Source organism: Bacillota bacterium, assembly GCA_012842395.1.
Classification (GTDB): domain Bacteria; phylum Bacillota; class SHA-98; order UBA4971; family UBA4971; genus UBA6256.
Genome location: DUSX01000029.1, coordinates 50,008 through 69,241, shown reverse-complemented (window position 1 = coordinate 69,241; position 19,234 = coordinate 50,008). Strand labels below are relative to the sequence as shown.

The 19,234-nt window shown below is 62.0% G+C and carries 15 protein-coding genes and 2 tRNA genes; 5 read left to right on the top strand and 12 right to left on the bottom strand.

Features of this window, described 5'->3' with window-relative positions; translation table 11 throughout:
- Positions 1–10 precede the first annotated feature (10 nt).
- A complete protein-coding gene (locus GX515_08545) occupies positions 11–1,684 on the bottom strand; it encodes a peptidase C69 (protein ID HHY33044.1) in 1,674 nt (557 codons plus the stop codon).
- A gap of 458 nt (positions 1,685–2,142) precedes the next feature.
- Between GX515_08545 and pgsB the strand changes: the two genes are divergently transcribed.
- Genes pgsB through pgsW form a run of 3 tightly spaced genes read left to right on the top strand, consistent with a single transcriptional unit; the run spans position 2,143 to position 4,872 of the window.
- Positions 2,143–3,336, top strand: coding sequence for a poly-gamma-glutamate synthase PgsB (gene pgsB, locus GX515_08540; GenBank protein HHY33043.1), 1,194 nt, complete (start codon positions 2,143–2,145; stop codon positions 3,334–3,336).
- Positions 3,333–3,764 carry a poly-gamma-glutamate biosynthesis protein PgsC gene (pgsC, locus tag GX515_08535; protein HHY33042.1) on the top strand — a complete coding sequence of 144 codons (432 nt, stop codon included), beginning with the start codon at positions 3,333–3,335 and terminating at the stop codon, positions 3,762–3,764. Before pgsB ends, pgsC begins: the two co-directional genes overlap by 4 nt.
- A gap of 10 nt (positions 3,765–3,774) precedes the next feature.
- Complete coding sequence (gene pgsW / locus GX515_08530) at positions 3,775–4,872, top strand: poly-gamma-glutamate system protein (protein HHY33041.1); 1,098 nt, start codon at positions 3,775–3,777, stop codon at positions 4,870–4,872.
- 58 nt (positions 4,873–4,930) lie between these two features.
- Here the strand turns inward: pgsW and GX515_08525 are convergent, their stop codons facing one another.
- The 7 genes from GX515_08525 to GX515_08495 all read right to left on the bottom strand — a co-directional run bounded on the left by GX515_08525 (position 4,931) and on the right by GX515_08495 (position 11,714).
- The gene (locus tag GX515_08525; GenBank protein ID HHY33040.1) at positions 4,931–5,743 is read right to left on the bottom strand and encodes a radical SAM protein; all 813 of its coding nucleotides are present in this window, start codon (positions 5,741–5,743) and stop codon (positions 4,931–4,933) included.
- Between the two features lie 559 nt (positions 5,744–6,302).
- A tRNA-Ser gene (locus GX515_08520) sits at positions 6,303–6,394 on the bottom strand.
- Between the two features lie 161 nt (positions 6,395–6,555).
- The gene (gene serS / locus GX515_08515) at positions 6,556–7,836 is read right to left on the bottom strand and encodes a serine--tRNA ligase (GenBank protein HHY33039.1); all 1,281 of its coding nucleotides are present in this window, start codon (positions 7,834–7,836) and stop codon (positions 6,556–6,558) included.
- Between the two features lie 790 nt (positions 7,837–8,626).
- On the bottom strand, positions 8,627–9,550 hold the full coding sequence (locus GX515_08510) for a pyruvate ferredoxin oxidoreductase (protein ID HHY33038.1): 924 nt from the start codon (positions 9,548–9,550) through the stop codon (positions 8,627–8,629).
- A gap of 12 nt (positions 9,551–9,562) precedes the next feature.
- Positions 9,563–10,738: a pyruvate ferredoxin oxidoreductase gene (gene porA, locus GX515_08505; GenBank protein HHY33037.1), complete on the bottom strand. Its 1,176-nt coding sequence runs from the start codon at positions 10,736–10,738 to the stop codon at positions 9,563–9,565.
- Positions 10,738–11,136 (bottom strand): hypothetical protein, encoded by a 399-nt coding sequence (locus tag GX515_08500; protein ID HHY33036.1) that lies wholly within the window; start codon positions 11,134–11,136, stop codon positions 10,738–10,740. The genes porA and GX515_08500 overlap by 1 nt, the downstream gene beginning before the upstream one ends.
- On the bottom strand, positions 11,136–11,714 hold the full coding sequence (locus GX515_08495; GenBank protein ID HHY33035.1) for a pyruvate synthase: 579 nt from the start codon (positions 11,712–11,714) through the stop codon (positions 11,136–11,138). Before GX515_08495 ends, GX515_08500 begins: the two co-directional genes overlap by 1 nt.
- A gap of 602 nt (positions 11,715–12,316) precedes the next feature.
- Here GX515_08495 and GX515_08490 point away from each other — a divergent pair.
- Positions 12,317–13,717 carry a PAS domain-containing protein gene (locus GX515_08490; GenBank protein HHY33034.1) on the top strand — a complete coding sequence of 467 codons (1,401 nt, stop codon included), beginning with the start codon at positions 12,317–12,319 and terminating at the stop codon, positions 13,715–13,717.
- A gap of 239 nt (positions 13,718–13,956) precedes the next feature.
- Here GX515_08490 and GX515_08485 read toward each other — a convergent pair whose 3' ends face one another.
- The 3 genes from GX515_08485 to pdxS all read right to left on the bottom strand — a co-directional run bounded on the left by GX515_08485 (position 13,957) and on the right by pdxS (position 17,315).
- Entirely contained in the window at positions 13,957–15,201 is a 1,245-nt protein-coding gene (locus GX515_08485) for a serine hydroxymethyltransferase (GenBank protein HHY33033.1), read from the bottom strand.
- A 449-nt stretch (positions 15,202–15,650) separates the two neighbouring features.
- Positions 15,651–16,226 (bottom strand): pyridoxal 5'-phosphate synthase glutaminase subunit PdxT, encoded by a 576-nt coding sequence (gene pdxT / locus GX515_08480; GenBank protein ID HHY33032.1) that lies wholly within the window; start codon positions 16,224–16,226, stop codon positions 15,651–15,653.
- Positions 16,227–16,430: 204 nt separating this feature from the next.
- Positions 16,431–17,315: a pyridoxal 5'-phosphate synthase lyase subunit PdxS gene (gene pdxS / locus GX515_08475; protein HHY33031.1), complete on the bottom strand. Its 885-nt coding sequence runs from the start codon at positions 17,313–17,315 to the stop codon at positions 16,431–16,433.
- A 699-nt stretch (positions 17,316–18,014) separates the two neighbouring features.
- On the opposite strand from pdxS, the gene GX515_08470 reads away from it, so the two are divergent.
- Entirely contained in the window at positions 18,015–18,866 is an 852-nt protein-coding gene (locus GX515_08470) for a hypothetical protein (protein HHY33030.1), read from the top strand.
- A 215-nt stretch (positions 18,867–19,081) separates the two neighbouring features.
- Here GX515_08470 and GX515_08465 read toward each other — a convergent pair.
- Positions 19,082–19,157, bottom strand: a tRNA-Ala gene (locus tag GX515_08465).
- Positions 19,158–19,234 lie beyond the last annotated feature (77 nt).

The window sequence follows — 19,234 nt, the reverse complement described above, 5'->3', positions numbered from 1 at the left end:
GGGCCATCGCTCACTTCTTGTAATGGTCCGGCTCGTCAAGCTGGATGACTCTCTGGAGCCACGACTCGGGATAACCTATCGTCTTCACCTTGCCGTCTTCAATCATGAAGCCGGCGTTATACTTCCAGATGAGGTAATCGAGCAGCTCCCACCATGCGTCCCGCACGACTTCCACGTTTCTGTTGCAGTACCTCGTCAGGAACTCGACAGCGAGCTTCGGGTCCTGTTTGTAGAGGTTGAGCGCCGCGGCTTCTATGGCCGCCTGAGACTTGAACGCAGCGCCCTCGTACTTCTCCTGCCAAGCATTGATGTCCTTAATCATGTAGGAGTATTTCAGGTCCGCATACGTGCTCACTGCGGAAATGGCCCACCAGTAGGACTTGCGGGTGAACTGCTGCTGCGAGCCGGCCTCGGTGTTCATTATCGGGTTGATCTCGGTCATCGAGGCATAAAGCGGCACGTAGCACGTTGCGTCCGGGTTCGCGGCGCCGTACCACACCAGAGCACCGATCTCGTCCGGCAGCCAGCCGCGGGATTGTGTGGTGATCGTGTACTCGCATTGAACGGACGAGATCATTCTGTTCCACGCGTACGTCTGGTCGCCGACCTTCCAGGTCTGAGGCTGATACCTGCGCGGGTTGCCCCACGGGCCCGCGGTGATGCTGGTCCTCATGTCAAACTGAGTGTCCTCGTAGTGATCGCGCTGCAGCGCGCAGATGTCCTGGATAGAAAGCTTCCTCTCCGCGGGCACCGAAAATGGCGGATCCGCCTCGCTGAGCTTTGAGGCGAGCGAGGGCGCGACCCTTCGGAAGACCTCGCATACACGCCTGTAGCTGTAGTCGGTCCTGACCGCGCCGTTGAAGTCCCAGCGCCAGTTGAGCGGCTTGCCGCTGGCCGGGTCCCACCAACCCTTCTCTGCCGCGAACTCCCTGATGCCCGGGCCGTACATGAAGTTCTCATGATCGTCGAAATCGATATTGCCGATGATGGCGGAGTTCGCCGACACGGCAACGTGGCCGTCCGGCACCCGCTGCGCCACCCAGAATGCGCCTGGCTCCTCGCTTCCCTGTTCCCACAGGGGACCGGGGCCTACGATCTCGAACACCCAGCACTCCTTGGGGTCAGAGATCGACAGCTCCTCGCCGTTGTCCTTGTACCCGTATTTGACTGCGAGATCGCCCATGATCTGCACGGCCTCGCGAGCGCTCGACGCGCGCTCCATCGCGAGAACCGACAAATTAGTTATGTCAAAGAACCCGTTGGGGTTGCGGAATTCGCGACGCCCGCCTATTGTTGTCTCCCCTATCCCAACCTGCTTCTCGTTGATCACGCCGAAAAGGGCCATGATATAACCGTAGGTGTGAGGCACCTGCGGAATCTTGTTCCCGGTCGGATTCATTGCCACCTCATGAAGTTGATACCCGTTGCTGTATTGGGGCAGGTTGAGCACGTCGACCATGGAACCAGGCTCCCAGTCTTTGGCGGGCACTTTCCAGATCTGGAACGGGCTCGAGCCGCTGTCACACGTATGTGTGACCGAGGCCGACCCGTCCACCGAGGCCCCAGGGGTCACCAATATCGACGTGCATGCAAATGCGGCGAGAGAGAATACCGCCGTCGTGAGGATCATGACGATCGGGACGATGCAGGCCTTGCGCCATATCCAACCTTTCTTCTTCACCATCTTGCAGTCCTCCTCCGTTACGCCGTGTTGAACAATGCGTCAGCTGTTCCCGTCCCTCTTTGGCGTCCGCCGCTTTTGAACGGCGAGCGTAACTTGAGCTTGATGCGTTAGACACCCTTGCGTGCGTCGTGCGACGACAGCGCAAGCGACGTTGCTAGGCCTGATATCACCTCCCAACGGGTGGTTTCCCGACGAAATCGGCAGCTGAACCCACCTATCGATGGGCAACTAGCCCAGGGTATAGGTTTTTAGATTCTCCAAGCTATGCCCGACTCCTGCTAAATGCGAGATAAAAAACCAGTAAAGGTAGAAAGGAGATGTGCAAGGAACGTGAAGCCATCACGGAACCGAATGGAACCGAACGGCTTCCCAAGCGCTGCTGGATCGACATCTTGAGTCAGCAGGAAACGGCCTGTACTGAGGCGAAATGGTTTTTGTGGAAGGAGCGCGAGGTCAGAGTGGCTTTTCTTGCATTCTTGTGCGCAGGCGTAGCGCTCGCGGGTTTCGTGGAGTACTGGAGCCACACCAGGCGAGTGCTTGTGATCCCCATCAGGGTTCATGTGAACGGGACGCGGGGAAAATCCACGACAACTCGCTTGATAGCCGCAGGGCTTCGCGCAGGGGGGCTCCGCGTGGTAGCCAAGACCACCGGCACGGCAGCGAGACTCATCTTGGAAGACGGATCGGAGCTGCCTGTGCGCAGACGTGGTCGGGGACGGGGAAACATCGCCGAGCAGATGAAGACGGTGGCGCTCGCGGCAAAGCGCAGGGCGGACGCCCTCGTACTGGAGTGCATGGCCCTCGAACCGGAAAACCAGTGGGTCTCCGAGCATAGGATGATCCGGTCCACGATCGGAGTGATCACGAATGTCCGAGACGACCACTTGGACGTGATGGGCCCCCGGCTGCTCGATGTGGCCCGGGCACTTTCGCTTACCATACCTCGGGAAGGATGCCTCGTGACGGCCGAGAACGCGTTTCTGGATGTCTTCATGGAGCGAGCGCGGGCGCTCGGAACCTCGGTACACGTCGCGGACGCATCCGAGGTCCCCGATGAGGTGAACGCGGCCTTCTCATACGTGAGCTTCAAGGAGAACGTCGCGTGCGCGCTCAAAGTGTGCGAGCTCGCGGGGGTCGCGCGGGATGTGGCCATTTCCGGCATGCTCAGCGCACGGGGCGATCCTGGTGCAATGAGAGTGCTGAGAATCCCTCGAGGAAGCGGCGACTATGTTCTGGTAAACGCATTCGCCGCCAACGATTACACGTCCACCATGCTCATATGGAGGATGATCGTGGAAGGGAGCATCCTGCGCGACGTCGGCGAAGGTATGCCCGTCGCGGTCGTGATGAACAACCGCGCAGACCGCATTCCAAGGATCCGCGAGCTCTCCAGGCTCGTGGCGTGCGAGGTCCGACCGCGGTACGTCTTTCTGATAGGCGAGGCCGCGAGGATTGCCGAGGCCGAGCTCGCCAGGAGCGGAATGGACCTGCGCCGGGTGGTGGACGTCTCATCCCTGGATGAGCCCCGCTCGGTGCTGGACAAGATCGAATCCCAGGTTCCGGGGGGCGCAGTGCTCTTTGCGGTAGGAAACACGAAGGGCATGGGGCAACGACTAGCTGAGTTCTTCGAACGAGACGGTGAGACGCTGTGACCATCGCGTTATCGATTGGAATCGGACTTATCGCAAGCTTCCTGTTCACCGAGATCACAGGCTTGTACGGCGGCGGACTGGTCGTCCCGGGTTACCTCGCCCTCTACCTGGATCAGCCCACGCGAGTGGGCGCAACCCTGCTCCTGGCGGGCATCACTTACGCGGTCGTCTGGGTGCTGTCCCATGCTATCATCCTGTACGGACGCCGAAGATTCATGGCCATGGTGCTGACGGCGTTCTGGCTGGGCTGGTTGGCCGTCAAGCTCGGCGTATGGATCCCCGGTGCGAGCCAGGAAGTCAGGGCCATTGGATACATCATCCCCGGCCTCATCGCTAACGATATATCCAAGCAGGGCGCTATCCGGACATTCGCATCTGTCCTTCTCCTGGCGGCAGTCGTCCGTCTCGCGCTGGTTTTGGTGAGGTGATCGCGCCGACATGCCTGCTTGGGGGATGAAACGCGGCCGGGTATCAGTGGTGTTCCTGTTAGTCGCGGCCGTTCTGGCGACCGCCGGGGTCTGGGTCGCCCGCACGTCCGTTCGCGACGGGACAGCGCCGCGTCCTTACCATGACGCGCAGGTTGAGGCTGCGAACCTCATGATGCGGTGCACTGCCGCCATAAGGGAATACCGCCTTTCTCTGGGAATCCCCATCGACCGCGACCTCGACCCGAACGAGACGGGGCTCATCGGAGGCGAGTTCACGGAGATCACGACGACCGCCGGGAACCTCGAGGCCAAGCGCACTGCGACTAACCCGGCTTTCGCAGCTCTCATGGTAAAGTTCTTCAAAGAAGCCGGCCTCGAGCCCGGGGACGTCGTCGCGGTCGGGGCGAGCGGTTCGTTCCCTTCGCTCATCTTAGCCACGTTGTCAGCTGCGCGCGTCCTCGGCCTGCGGCCCATAACCATATACTCGATAGGCGCTTCCACGTATGGCGCGACCTTGCCTAACTTGACATTCGTGGACATGCTGGCGCGCCTGAACGAAGAGGGACTCATCCCGTACAAGTTGGCAGCCGTGTCCCTGGGAGGTGACAAGGACGCCGGCGAGGGCACCCTTTTCGGCGAGGGGAAGCGCGTGATGGAAGAGATAGCGGCACGCGCAGGCGTGCCCCTGATCAGAGAAGATACCGTGAGCGGGAGCGTTCGGCGAAGACTCGAGGTGTACAGGAAACTGGCCGCGGGCGAGCCAATAAGGTGCTTCGTGAACATAGGGGGGGCCACGCCGAACTACGGGAACACCCTCACATCGCTGGATTTCCCCAACGGGCTCGTCGTGCACCCCCCTGTCATGTCACAAGCCCCCGACCGCGGGCTCATCTTCGAGTTCGCGGCCGCAGGCGTGCCCGTGATCAACCTACTTGACGTCCGCGGTCTCGCTCTGAAAAACGGGCTCCCCATCGACCCCGTGCCGCTCCCTCCAATCGGCACGGGACGAGTGTACGAAACCACGGGATACTCACGGGTCGTGGCCCTGGTCGCGCTTGTCGCGAGCTGCGCGGCGATCTGGGCCGGGACGGCGGCCTGGAAACCCTGAGACGCCGCGGCTCGGCTGCAAAGCCGATGACCGGCAGGACAGGAGGCCGGGCGGGACATCAGTCTCGGTCGAAGCCGTATCGCGCTGCAAGCTCGCCCCCGACAGCCCGGACCGCGGAGGCGAACTCGGCCCTATGGGCAAGCGCCTCCCGGAAGCGTGGGAGCTTTTCGGGCAGGCGGCGCTTCATCGCGGCAGCCAGCGACGCTGTCATGGGTGGGTAGAAATTGAACGGGTCCAGACTCACGTACGAAGCGCCAGAGTCTCTGGCCCGTGCGTAGATCGGCTCGAGCTGTTCCCAAAGTTCACTGATCCCTGGGATGGCAGGAGCAATGAACACCCACGTTCTCAGCCCTGCTGCCGACAACTTCTCTAATGCCGCGAATCGCCTTGAAGGAGGAGACGCTCCAGGCTCCAGCGCCCGAGCGATCTCGTCGTCCGCTGTGCTGATGCTGAAGCCCACCTCGACCCAGGAAATGGCACCGAGAATGTCCATGTCGCGGGTAACGAGGTCGGACTTGGTCAGGATGGAAACCTGGGCGGGGCTTATCGACATCTCAGCCAAGCACGCCCGCGTAAGCCTGGTCTTGTGCTCAACGGGTTGATAGGGATCCGTTACGCTAGATAAGAGAATGACTCCGCGGTTCACCCGTCGCAGTGCGCGCCGCAGTGCTGCCGGAGCGTTCGCCTTGATGTCGACGAAGCTCCCCCACGGTTCCTGACGGCCCCTGAACCGGCTCACGATGCATGGCGCATAGCAATACACGCAAGCGTGGGCGCATCCCACGTATGGGTTAAGGGAAAAGTCCACGCCAGGGATCCCGGACTTGGTCAGGATCGACTTGCATTCGATTTCTCTCGTCGTCGGCACCATACGACACCGACTCCCTCGTCTACCGGCTTGCTCTCCGGGGGCGTTGCTGACGTGCCGCATCGTCACCGCACGTCGGCCAAGCATCATGTTCAGCTTCAGCGCCGCGTCCAGCGTCGCCGGCGCGTGGCAGAACGAGCCTCGCCGTGGCCTCGCCGTGGGTGCAGCCGTTCCGCTCCTGCAAGGGCAGGAGCACGGCGGCGGCGACGGACGCAGGGGCCCTAGGTTGCCGGTGTTGCGCTGCGGGGACGGCGCGCTTGCGGCGCGCCTCGTTCGAATTTGGCGCGCGAGATAGCCAAATTCTCCACGCCCCGTCGTGCAAGCACCGGCAACCCTGGGCAGGCCCCCCTCCGCCGGAAAACAGTGCGGACTTTTGGCGACATACTTGGGCGCAAACAGCGTTGCGGCCCCCTGGAGGCTATGCTGACGGTGAGGCACGTGCGTCAAGGGGCGACCGTGGACCGGCGGGGTACACCAGATGTGACGCGATGTGACGCCAATGCGTGGGGCGCGCGACACATGGTGTTATCGCGAACGCGAATAGCATCACGTACATAAATAGTGGCGGAGGAGGTGGGATTCGAACCCACGAGGGCCCAGAGGACCCTGGCGATTTTCAAGACCGCTCCCTTAAGCCAGCTCGGGCACTCCTCCGCAGGCCCTGCTGGGAGATGGACGAAAGGCCTCTCCCGACACGACGATTATACCACGCACGGCCTTCCCAGGGCAAGGAGCACGCCGGCGCGCGGCACCGAGCCCGCCAGCCAGCGCAGCGCGCGGCGCAGACGGGCACGTGCCCGACGCGAACCCTCTTTCTATCCCTTCGCGATGCGTTCGAGGCCGTCCATGTACGGTCGAAGGGCCTTCGGGACGATCACCGATCCGTCCGCCTCCTGGTAGTTTTCCAGGATGGCGGCAAAGGTGCGGCCCACCGCGAGCCCAGACCCGTTCAGCGTGTGCACATACTCGGGCTTGGCGCCCGGGGCGGGACGGAACTTGATGTCCGCACGTCTCGCCTGGAAGGCCTCGAAGTTGCTGCACGACGAGATCTCCACGTACCGTCCGTAACTCGGCATCCAGACCTCCGGATCATATTTCTTCGCGGCTGCGAAGCCGACGTCGCCCGTACACATCATGACGACCCGGTATGGCAGCTCAAGCCGCTTCAGGACATCCTCAGCGTCGTGTACGAGCTTCTCGAGCTCGTCGTAGGACGTTTCAGGCCTTACGAACTTCACGAGCTCAACCTTGTCGAACTCATGCTGCCTCACAAGGCCCCGAGTGTCTCGTCCGGCGGACCCCGCCTCCGCGCGGAAGCACGCCGTGTAGGCCACGTGGTATATGGGAAGCTCGCTCGCCTCGAGGATCTCGCCCCGGTAGAGGTTCGTCACAGGCACCTCGGCCGTGGGGATCAAGTAGTAATCAGTGCCCTCGCAGCGGAACATGTCCTCGGCGAACTTCGGGAGTTGGCCCGTCCCTATCATGCTCTCGCGGTTCACAAGAAACGGCGGGTAAACCTCGGTGTAGCCGTGCTCTTTGGTGTGGAGGTCGATCATGAACGCAATGAGCGCCCGGACCATGCGCGCGCCCGCTCCACGGAACACGGTGAACCTCGCGCCGGTTATCTTGGCGGCGCGCTCGAAATCAAGAATGCCGAGGTCAACGCCGAGCTCCCAGTGGGGCTTGGGCTCGAAGTCGAACTTCCTAGGTGTGCCCCACCGGCGGATCTCGACGTTCTCTGACTCGTCCTTGCCGGTCGGGACCGACGAGTGCGGGATGTTAGGGATCGCGAGAAGGAGCGACGTGAGCTTTTCATCCAGCGCCCTCACCGAGTCATCCATCTCCTTGATCTTGGCGGACACGTCGCGCATCTCCAGGATGGCGTCGGTAGCGTCCCCCCCGCTCTTCTTGACCCGGGCGATTTCGTCGGAAACCTCGTTCCGACGCTTCTTCAGCTGCTCGACCTCGTAAATGAGCTTGCGCCTTTCCTCGTCTACGGCAAGCACCTCGTCGAGAACGGCGTCGTCTTCCCCGCGCCGAGCGAGGGCGTCCCGCACGATCTCAGGGTTTTGTCGTATGAGCTTGATGTCCAGCATGTTCATCCCTCCGTTGTCTATCCGCTACCAATCCACTAGTCTGCTGTTCCTGTTCCCGCTGCTTTCCCACTGCTCACAGCCGCGCACGCCGTCAGGCGCGAGGCCGCGCCGCGTGCTCCCGCTTACACGCTTCCCCTCCGCCAGGCCCGACCCCGTGCGTTGCCCGACGCGGCGTGCCGTGCGGCGACGCTGCGTGCTGCTGCGGGCCGCGTCAACCTCGCGTTGGTCGCCCTAGCGCTGGTCACGGCCTTCGAAGGCCCGGGAACGCGATGACACCGCGCACGGCGGATGTAAAAAGCCCCTCGCCCCCTGGGACAAACCCATGGGGACGAGAGGCTTGTGCTCCCGCGTTGCCACCCCGATTGGCCGGAGGCGTAGGCGACCACGCCACGCCCGCTCGACCCTCTCAAGAAGCGTTAACGGGCAAACCCGGCAGGGCATACTCGGCGCCCATGCGGCGCGCCTTTCAACCCGCGGCTCTGAGGTGGATTCGGCGGGCCTGCGCGCCGGTTCACACCAGACCCGGCTCTCTTCAGCGGGAGGCCTGACGCCTACTTGTCCTCGTCATCGCCTTGGCTCGGACCGTCTTTAGGATCATCTCTTGCCTGTTCCGAATTCGCGTTGCGCGTTTGTATATCCGATTATAACACCCGGACGCCCGCGAGACAACCCTTGACCATCTTGACCGCGCCCGCTCGGCGCGACCGGGGCGCGAGCGCGAGGGTCCGTTGCCAGAACGCACGCCCGTGCCTCGCCGCCACTCGGCTGTTGCGCTGGCTGGCACAGGAACTTAGGCCATGCCCGCCCGCGCCAGAAGGGCCTCCCAGTTGCGGTCGATGTCGGCCTGGATCTCCTCGATGATGTGCTCGTTCTCCGGCCGGAAGAGATGGCGGAATCGTCCCTGCTTCTCAAGCCATCCGCGCACGGGCTTCTTCTCCCTGGGCTTGTGGGTGATGCGCCACGTGCCGTTTTCGACCTCGTACAACGGCCAGAAGCATGTCTCCACGGCGCCCCGCATGATCTCGATGGTCTCGGACGGATCGAACTGCCACCCGAGCCTGCACGGCGCAAGGACGTTGATGAACGCCGGGCCCTTCACCGCAAGCGCCTTTTGGACCTTGGTGACGAAGTCGTTCCAGTGACTCGGCACCGCCTGCGCAACGTACGGGATGTTGTGGGCCGCCATGACCGCGGTCAGGTCCTTGCGGAACTGCGTCTTCCCGGGAATGACCTTCCCCGCGGGGCTTGTGGTCGTGGATGCACCCTTGGGAGTCGCGCTCGACCTCTGTATGCCCGTGTTCATGTAGGCCTCGTTGTCGTAGCAAATGTAGACCATGTCATGCCCGCGCTCCATCGCCCCGGACAGCGACTGGAACCCAATGTCGTAAGTGCCGCCGTCGCCGCCGAAGGCGATGAACTGGATATCCTGCGTTATCTTGCCCTTCTTCTTGAGCGCCCTATACGCTGCTTCCACCCCGCTGATGGTGGCGGCGGCGTTTTCGAACGCGTTGTGGATGAACGGAACCCTCCACGACGTGAAGGGATATATCGTCGTCGTCACTTCGAGGCACCCGGTGGCGCACCCGACAACAACAGGGGTGTCAACGGCTTTCAACGCCTGCCTCACGGCTATCGGAGCGGCGCAACCCGCGCAAGCACGATGCCCGCCGCACAGGAGTTCTTCCTTCTTCGTAAGCTCCCTCAAGTTTGCCATTCCTGCCGCCTCCTATTCCCTGACCCCGAGGTAAGTCACGGGCGACGCGATCTTGCCCGTCTCGGCGATCTTGGCAAGATCCCAGAATACCCCGGCTATCTGCTCGGTGTCGATGTCCCTGCCGCCGAGGCCGTAGATGTAGTTCACCATCTTCGGCCCGGGCGCGTCATACATGGCGGATCGCACGTCCACGAACACGGGCCCACCCATCGTGGAGAGGCCGTCTGCCCTGTCGAGAACAGCGATGGCCTTCTTGCCTGCAAGCGCCGCCACTATCTCCTCGTGCGGGAACGGCCTGAAGAGCCTTATCTTCAGTAAGCCTGCCTTCAAACCCTTATCTCTCAGGTCGTCAACGACCACCTTCGCGGTTCCTGCCGCAGAGTTCAGCACGACCACAGCCAGCTCGGCGTCGTCCAGCCTGTATGCCTCGAAGAGACCGTAGCTCCTGCCGGATATCTTGGCGAACTCCCTCGCCACGTCCAGCACCACGTCTTTTACGTGCGTCTGGGCCTCAGCGAGCTGACGCCGGTGCTCGAAGTACCAGTCAGCGAAGTCCAGCCCGCCGAATGTGGCAGGGTTGTCCACGTCGAGAAGCGAGTACTTGGGGGTTCGCTGGCCGATGAAGCTGCGCACCACGCCGTCGTCGAGAAGCTCAGCGTTCTCCATGCCGTGGCTTACGATGAAGCCGTCCATACAGACCATCGTGGGAAGCTGAACATCCGGATGCTCCGCGATCCGTACCGCCTGAATCAGGTTGTCGTAAGCTTCCTGCGCGTTCTCGGAATAGAGCTGGATCCACCCGGAATCGCGCGCTCCCATTGTGTCGCTATGGTCGCAGTGGATGTTGATGGGCGCTGACAACGCCCTGTTCACGACCGGCATCACGATGGGAAGCCTCAAACCGGCTGCGATATACAGCATCTCCCACATGAGAGCGAACCCTTGCGACGAGGTAGCGGTCATCGCCCTTGCACCCGCCGCCGACGCGCCGATCGTCGCGCTCATGGCCGAGTGCTCGCTCTCCACGGTGACGAACTCCGTATCAACATCCCCGTCTGCCACGAAAGTGGAGAAGATCTGGACGATCTCGGTTTGCGGAGTTATCGGGTAGGCAGCCACCACGTCAGGGTTGATCTGACGCATCGCCTGCGATACAGCTTCGTTTCCGGTAATCGCCACTTTCTTCATCACTTTCCACCAGCCTTCCCGCTGCTCTTTGAACGGCACCCGCACCCCGCGCCCACGGGAGCACCCGTCTCAGCGCTTCCAGAGCCCTCAGGCCTCTCAGCCTCGAGCTCCGTCTCGAGGCGCATATCTATGCACTTCGCAGGGCACTCATGGGCGCATATCCCACAGCCCTTGCAATGCTTATAGTCGATGCCGATCATCTTGCCCTCGCGCACCAGAATGGATGAGTCAGGGCAGTAAATCCAGCATGTCATGCAGTGCCTGCACTTCGCCTCGTCCCAGACAGGACGGTAGGTTCGCCAGTCGCCGGTCTCGTACTTGTCCGCGCTGCCGGCCTCCAGGATAAGCCCGCCTATCGGCACGTCCTTCCAGCCCTTTACTTTTCCATTAGCGCTCATTACTCCGACTGCACCTCCTGGTAGGCCCGCTCGATGGCCTTGATGTTGCCCTCGATGACCTCAGGCTTCGACCTGAACTTCATCTCAAGCTTGTGCCGGGTATCAGCTATGAACTCCTCCAGCGTCATAAGGCCTGTCGCCCTTATTAGGGCACCCATCATCGGGGTGTTTGGAATGGCCCGGCCGATGGTGTCGATGGATATCTGCGTGGCGTCAACGGTGAAGACCTTGCCGCTTTTCACCTTGAGCCTCGTCCGCATCTCTGCCGGAGAAAGATTCGTGTTCACAAGATAGATCCCGTCTTCCGGCACCCCCGACGTCACGTCGTTCTTCCCGATCAGCGTCGGGTCAAGGACCACTACTATCCTAGGGTTCGACACGTGGCAGTGCATCCTCACGGGCTCGTCGCTGATCCGGTTGAATGCCAGCACGGGCGCGCCCATCCGCTCGGGGCCGTACTCGGGAAAGGCTTGAATGTACTTGCCCACCGACGCGGCCGCCTCGCCCAGGAGGATGGCGGCGGTCTTCGCCCCTTGGCCACCCCTCCCATGCCAGCGAATCTCGAGAACCTGTGCCATAGCTCGTCCCCCTCACATATGAATTTGTCACGCGCCCCGAGCCACGGACCCATACCCACGAGAACCCGGAGCCCGAAGCGCCCGAACATGTTTTGCGCCCTACCTATTTTAGCATAGAAGTCCAGAACGCGCAGCACCATCTACAACTTTGCGATAGTATGAGACCGCGCGGAAGTGACCAAGGCTCCGACCGCGCGATACTTGGGCCTTTGTGTCGTGCGAGGTCGATCCATGACGATCCGTAGCGCACCAGCTATTTACTTCGTAGCCAGGCTATGCTAGAATTCCTTTTGGACGCCTGTTAACGCCTGAATATGGCGCCATAAGTGTTCGTTTCCCTTCTTGACAGCGTGGGCTTGCCGGTGCTTGCACGACGCGGCGGGGAGGATTCGGCGGTCTCGCGCCGCGCCGAATTCGAACGAGGCGCGCCGGAAACGCGCCGTCCCCGGAGGGCAAGGCCGGCAACCCTGGGGAGGAACCCTCCGCCGAGAAGTGGCGCGAACTCTTGGCGACATACTTAGGGCACCGGCAAGGCGTTCTGATTCGAGTTTTCGAGTTTTCGAGTTGCAGAATTCTTACTACGCCGAGGGGCTGGCAAGGACATGAAGATGAAGGTCAAAGACGTTGAGACTCTCGAACCTGTCACGGCAGCGCCCGGGGCAGGTCTTGAGGGGCTCGCGCCCTTGGTGACCGACCGGGGCATTGTGTATGTCGTTTCGCAGACTAACGAGCTATTGGGCGTGGTCACAGGGAGCAAGCTAATATCCGCACTGACCTCGGGATATGCGAAGGGCGCCACCGCTCAAGACGTGATGATTCCCGCGAGCAGCTTTCCAAGCGTTGATCCTGAAACCGACCTCCAAGCAGCCGCAGGCCTTTTTGAAAGCTCGTGTGTCCCCGAACTGCCGGTAGTCGAGAATGGGATGCTGGTAGCCTCCCTGCCTCAGCGGTCCGTGCTCATGACTTTCTCCAGCGAAGCGGCCTTATCAAAGAGTGCTCGTTACCACGAGCAGCGGGCCCTTGCCATCCTTCGTTCCCTGCACGAGGGGCTTATCGTGATAGACAAGGACCTCATCATCCAGGAGTTCAACCCGGCAGCGGAGAGACTCATGAATGCGAGGGCCGCGGACAGGATCGGCCAGAAGGCCGTGATGGTAAGCCGGGACGAATCACCAATCTTCGAGGTCATGAAGACTGGCAAGGCCAGGTACAACGTAATGACACCGCTTGCTGACGGACGCGTCTTTTCCGTAAACTACGTGCCTCTCGTGGAAGACGGCACGGTGCAGGGGATCATCGAGACCTTCCACGACATCACAGAGCAGGAAGAGCTTCGCTCCCAGCTCGTCAACTCCAGGGACGAGCTCGACAGGGCGTTCGCGCTTACCCTCCCGAACTCAAGGGTGGAACACAAGCTCAAGCATACGCCCGAGTACAGAGACAAGTACGACCCCGAGACCGGTCTCATCACCGTGACCGAGGTCATCGAAGATGGCAACTACAAGCACGTGGTCAACGCGCTCAAGGTCCTCGCGGACCTCAACTCCAAGGGCATTATGTCGCTCCTCGGCATCAGCAAGGATGTCCTCGTCCAGAGCATAATCTTTCACGACCTCGGCAAGTCTCAACCCCAGCTAGAAATAGGGCAGACTGTGGATCCGAAGAAGGTCTTCGAGTACAGTCCCGCGCATGCGGCCCGGAGCGCCGACATCGCAGCCCACTTCTATCATAAGGATCAGGACGTGATCTGGCTGGTTCGTTACCACCATCACAGAGAGGAAGAATTGCCGCTGGATTTCCCACGGCACTTGATGCCAATGCTGAGGCTGCTGCAGCTCGTGGACGGTCTTTCCGCAGCTCTCACCCGCCGCAACGCCACGATAAAACTGGACGTCGAAGGCACGAGAGTGACCGTGCATGAGCGCAACGGCCACCCGGATTTCAACAAGTCTAGGGTGGTCGACCTTTTCACGGGCGAGAGCACGGTGATCAACGTCGACTGAAATGTCGACCGGAATGCCGGCTGGGCTGAAATGTCGAATGTCGACTGAAATCGCACGCGCCGGCTCCCCCACGCGGGGAGGGCCGGCGCGCTCGCGTTAAAAGTCCTCGGGCTCCTCTGCACATGGACACGGCCCGAGCCAGGCTAAAGCCGACATGAACGGAATCGAATGCACGGTCACACCGCATTCGCTTCCCTCACGCGCCTCCCGCACACGCCCCGGGCTTCAGGCCACAAGGGTCATATGTCCGGATAAAGGGGGAAGCGGTCCGTAAGGCGCGCAACCTTTGCGCGAGCAGACTCCATGATCGCGTCGTCCCCCGGCTTGTCGAGCACCTCCGCGATGATGTCAGCGATCTCCTCCATCTCAGCCTCCCGCATCCCTCTCGTGGTGACGGCGGGGGTGCCGAGGCGTATTCCGCTCGTTACAAACGGCTTCTCGGGATCAAACGGTATGGTGTTCTTGTTTACGGTGATGCCGACATCGTCGAGGAGCTTCTCCGCCCTTTTGCCGGTAAGCCCTTTCTCCGCCACGCTCACCAGCATGAGATGGTTATCTGTGCCGCCCGAGACGATCCGAAACCCGCGACGCGAGAGAGCAGCGGCCAGGGCCGAAGCGTTCCTGACCACCTGCACCTGGTAGGCGCGGAACTCCGGGGTCATGGCCTCCTTGAGCGCAACGGCCTTCGCTGCGATCACGTGCATGAGAGGCCCGCCCTGGGTACCCGGGAAGACAGCTTGATCGATGTCTTTCGCAAACCGAGCCTGGCAGAGTATGAGGCCCCCGCGCGGTCCGCGGAGGGTCTTGTGCGTGGTGGTGGTGACGAACTCCGCATACGGGACTGGGTTCGGGTGCACGCCCGCCGCTACGAGCCCCGCGATATGAGCCATGTCCACCATAACATACGCGCCGACCTCGTCAGCGATCTGGCGGATCCGCGCGAAATCGATGAACCTCGGATACGCGCTTGCCCCCGCGACTATCATTCGCGGCTTGTGCTCCCTCGCAAGCGCGTGAAGCGCGTCGTAATCTATGGTCTCCGTCTCCCTGGAAACCCCGTAGGGCACGAAGTTGAAGTACTTGCCCGAAAAGTTGAGAGGGTGACCGTGGGTCAAGTGTCCGCCGTGGGAGAGGTCCATGCCGAGCACCGTATCGCCGTGGGACAGCACCGCGAAATAGACCGCCGTGTTGGCTTGGGCACCAGAGTGCGGCTGGACGTTGGCGTGCTCAGCACCGAAAAGCGCTTTCGCCCGCTCGATAGCGAGTTTCTCGACCACATCCACGAACTCGCATCCACCGTAGTAACGCCTCCCGGGGTATCCCTCGGCGTACTTGTTGGTCAACGTTGACCCCTGTGCCTCCATCACCGCCCTGCTGGTGAAATTCTCCGATGCTATCAGTTCGATCTTTCGTCTCTGGCGCCAAGTCTCCCGTTCGAGGGCCTCCGCGACTTCCGGGTCGACGGACCTCACGATATCATACATGTCTGTGCCCCTCCCACGTAGAAGTACACTACCCGCTAAGGCCCGGCTAAGTATGTCGCCAAAAGTTCGCGCCGCTTTTCGGCCAGGCGGTCCTGCCTAAGGCTATCGGCCTTGCCCTCCGGCGACGGCGCGCTTGCGGTGCGCCCCGTTCGAATTCGGCGCGGCGCGGCACCGCCGAATCCTCCCCGCCGCGTCGTGCAAGCACCGGCAAGCCCACGCCGTCAAGAAAAGGAGACGAAAACTCATGGCGCCATACTTTAGGACCTGCGCCGCCCGCACCGAACTACCCCTGTGCTGGCTCCTGGCGCCGTCAGCGCGCGTGCAGCCCCAATGCCCGGGTGCGCCCCTGTCGTCACCGGTGCCGCGTTCGCGAAGGGCATCGCAGCGCGGCGTGCCCGCCGCTCAGGGCGGCGCACCGGGAAGCCGCCAGCCATCGCGCTGCGCACTCGTTACGCTCTGCCCGCCAACATGTCAAGGAAATATCGGTGGAGCCTCGTGTCGGACGTTACCTCCGGATGGAACGCACACGCGAGGTGCCGCCCCTGCCGGGCGAGCACGATCTTGTCATCGAACCTCGCCAGCACATCAACGCCTCGACCGACCGAAAGGATGTAGGGCGCCCGGATGAATACAGCACGCATGGGAGGGCCCCCGACCGCAGGTATCTCGATGTCGGCCTCGAAACTGTCCACCTGTCGCCCGAAGGCGTTCCGCTTCACCACGAAGTCCATGAGGCCCAGGCAGATCTGGTCGGAACCCGAGACCTCACGAGAGAGAAGAATGAGCCCGGTGCACGTGCCGAATACACCGAGGCCCCGGGCTGCTTGGTTTCGGATCTCCTCCACGAACCCGAACCGCTCCATCAGCTTTCCCACGGTCGTGCTCTCGCCGCCTGGTATGATAAGGCCGTCCAGCCCATCCACCTGCTCCTTGTACCTGACCTCCACCGCGTCCGCGCCCGCTGCCGTGATCATGCTCAAATGCTCCGCCACGTCACCCTGAAGCGCCAAAACTCCTACCTTCACCCCTGCGACCTCCTGCCACTAGCCGCTGCCGTCGCACTAGCCGCTACCGTCAATGCACGCAAAGCTCGGTGCAATCGAACCTTCAGACAGAGCCGGTGCTATGACCCTCTTGCCCAATCGCGCCCCGGTGGCCGCAGGCCACAGGCCACCCCACCGGCCACGACGGGTGAGGTTCTCGCTCCGCGAGCGAGCCCGCGCCGCAAGTCACCAGCCTCTCACCTGCAACCTCTCCTCTTCCTTCAAGGACGCAGCGGCGAGACCCTTCATCGGTTCACCGATGCCGCGGGACACCTTCGCGAGGATGTCCGGGTCGTTGTAATGAGCCGTCGCATCCACGATGGCGCGCGCCCTGGCCGCCGGGTTGTCGGACTTGAATATGCCCGAACCCACGAAGATCCCGTCCGCCCCCAGCTGCATCATAAGAGCGGCATCCGCGGGAGTCGCGATGCCACCGGCAGCGAAGTTCACCACGGGGAGCTTGCCTTCCTTCGCAACCTGCACCACAAGCTCGTATGGGGCCTGCATCTCCTTGGCTGCCGCCATTAGCTCATCTTCGCGCATCGAAGTAAGCCTGCGTATCTCGCTCATTACCCGCCTCATATGTCGCACGGCTTCGACGACGTCGCCCGTGCCGGCCTCGCCCTTCGTGCGAATCATCGCCGCGCCTTCTCCGATCCTTCGCAGGGCCTCCCCCAGGTTACGGCAACCGCAGACGAACGGCACCTTGAACTGGTGCTTGTCTATGTGATGCTCCTCGTCGGCTGGTGTCAGGACCTCGCTCTCGTCGATGTAATCTACGCCCAGAGCCTCAAGGATCTGCGCCTCAACGAAATGCCCGATCCTGCATTTGGCCATGACCGGGATTGTGACAGCTTCCATGATCGCCTCGATTATGGCGGGGTCGGACATCCTTGCCACGCCGCCCTGCGCCCTGATATCGGCGGGCACGCGCTCCAGTGCCATGACAGCAACTGCGCCGGCATCCTCGGCGATCTTCGCCTGCTCGGGGGTGGTGACGTCCATGATCACGCCACCCTTGAGCATCTCCGCAAGGCCTTTCTTGACGGTAAACGTTGCCTTTTCAACCATCCGTTCGTCCCTCCATCAGCTTGTGGCTCATTCCCCCATGCAATTCTACTACACGAGTTTCCGAGACACAAGCGCCTGGAAACCACGATCTCCCAGAGCATGAGACGAGGCGAGGGATGGCTTGAAGAGTGGAGTCGGGCACAGCGCGCCGCCTTACATCCTAAGTTAAGTATCAAGTATCGCTCCGTGAGTCCTCGTCTCCTCCTTTGGGCGGCGTTCGGGTTGCCGCCGGCCCCTGCACGACGGGGCGCCCGGAATTCGGCTATCTCGTGTGCCGGATCCGAACGATGCGAGCCGAGAGCACGCCATCGCCGCGGAGCGCAAGGCCGATAGGTAGCCTTAGGCAGGGGACGCTCGCGCCGCAGAGCAGCGCGAACTGCCGACGATGCACTCAGTCCCAGAGTCGGCAGCCTAAGGGGGCCGCATATTCATGCCACCCGGACGGAAACTTAACTCAAGGGGCAAGCAAGGCAAGTGCGTCAACGTCAGGGCGAGCCTAGGTTTGCCGGTGTTGCCCTCGGGAACGGCGCCCCGGCAGGCCACCCTCACAGGATGCGGGATGCGCGGCCCGCCGGGCCGGACGGGTGGCCGGGTTTTGACACCCACCGCGCAGCGACCGTCAACCGCTCCCAAGAGTCGCAAGCGTTCCTGACCTCGCGCCCAACAAGGCCGCAACCGCAGACAGGAGAGAGCGTGGATATGTCCGACACGTTCTTCAACCTCTTCTGGATCCTTCTCCTGGTGTGGAGCCTCCTCTCGCCCCTCTTCGGAAGGCGAAGGATCGAGCTCGCAAGGCTGCACATCCTCAACTCCCTCTCACGCAAGAGGAGATCGCGGGTCATAGCCATGATCCACCGCATGGAGGCAATCAGCTTCCTCGGCATCCCGATCTCGCGCCACATCGACATCGAGGATTCGGAACAGGTGCTAAGAGCGATCCGCCTCACGCCAGACGATGTCCCGATAGATATCATCCTCCACACACCGGGCGGTCTCGTGCTCGCCGCGGAGCAGATCGCCCACGCGATCGCGGGCCACAAGGCGAAAGTAACTGTGTTCGTGCCGCACTACGCGATGTCTGGCGGGACGCTCCTGGCTCTAGCCGCAGACGAGATCGTCATGGACGAGAACGCCGTGCTCGGCCCGGTCGACCCGCAACTCGGGAACTACCCGGCGGTATCCATTCTGCGGGCCATAGAGCAGAAGGACAAGAACTCCGTAAGCGACACGACGCTAATCCTGGGGGACATGGCCGCCAAAGCCATGGTGCAGGTCTATGAAAGCGTATACGAGATCCTGGCCGCGAAGCTGCCCGAGGACAAAGCCCGCGAGATCGCGAAGACGCTCACGGAAGGGCGCTGGACACACGATTACCCGATCACTTGCGATGCGCTGCGGCGCATGGGGCTCCAAGTCAGCAACGAGATGCCCTACGAGGTCTACCGTTTGATGGAGCTCTACCCGCAACCCGTGCAGCGGCGCCCCTCTGTTCAGTATGTGCCGGTGCCGTTCGAGCGACGGGAGCCGGTGGAGCGGGGACGGCGCGACTAAGCAAGGCGCGGGGGCGCCAGTCGCTGCGTGCGCCGAACTAAGTTCCAACCAAGAGGCGTCTCCGCGACACCGGGCAGGCCCGGTAGATCGCCAGGCTTTGCGGCGACGGGGTCGGCTTTCATGAGGCATGGATAGGTCAGGGCTACGCGATGATTGCGCCCCGAGGAGGCACAAGCAAAAAAGAACGCCAGGCATCCGCCTGGCGCAACATCCTCTGGTGGAGACGAGGAGATTCGAACTCCCGACCTCGTGAGTGCGATTCACGCGCTCTCCCAACTGAGCTACGTCCCCACTCAAACCTATGGGCTATGTGGTGCCACATCTCTCGCACGTAGAATAGTAACACACGCCGGGACCGAAGTCAAGGC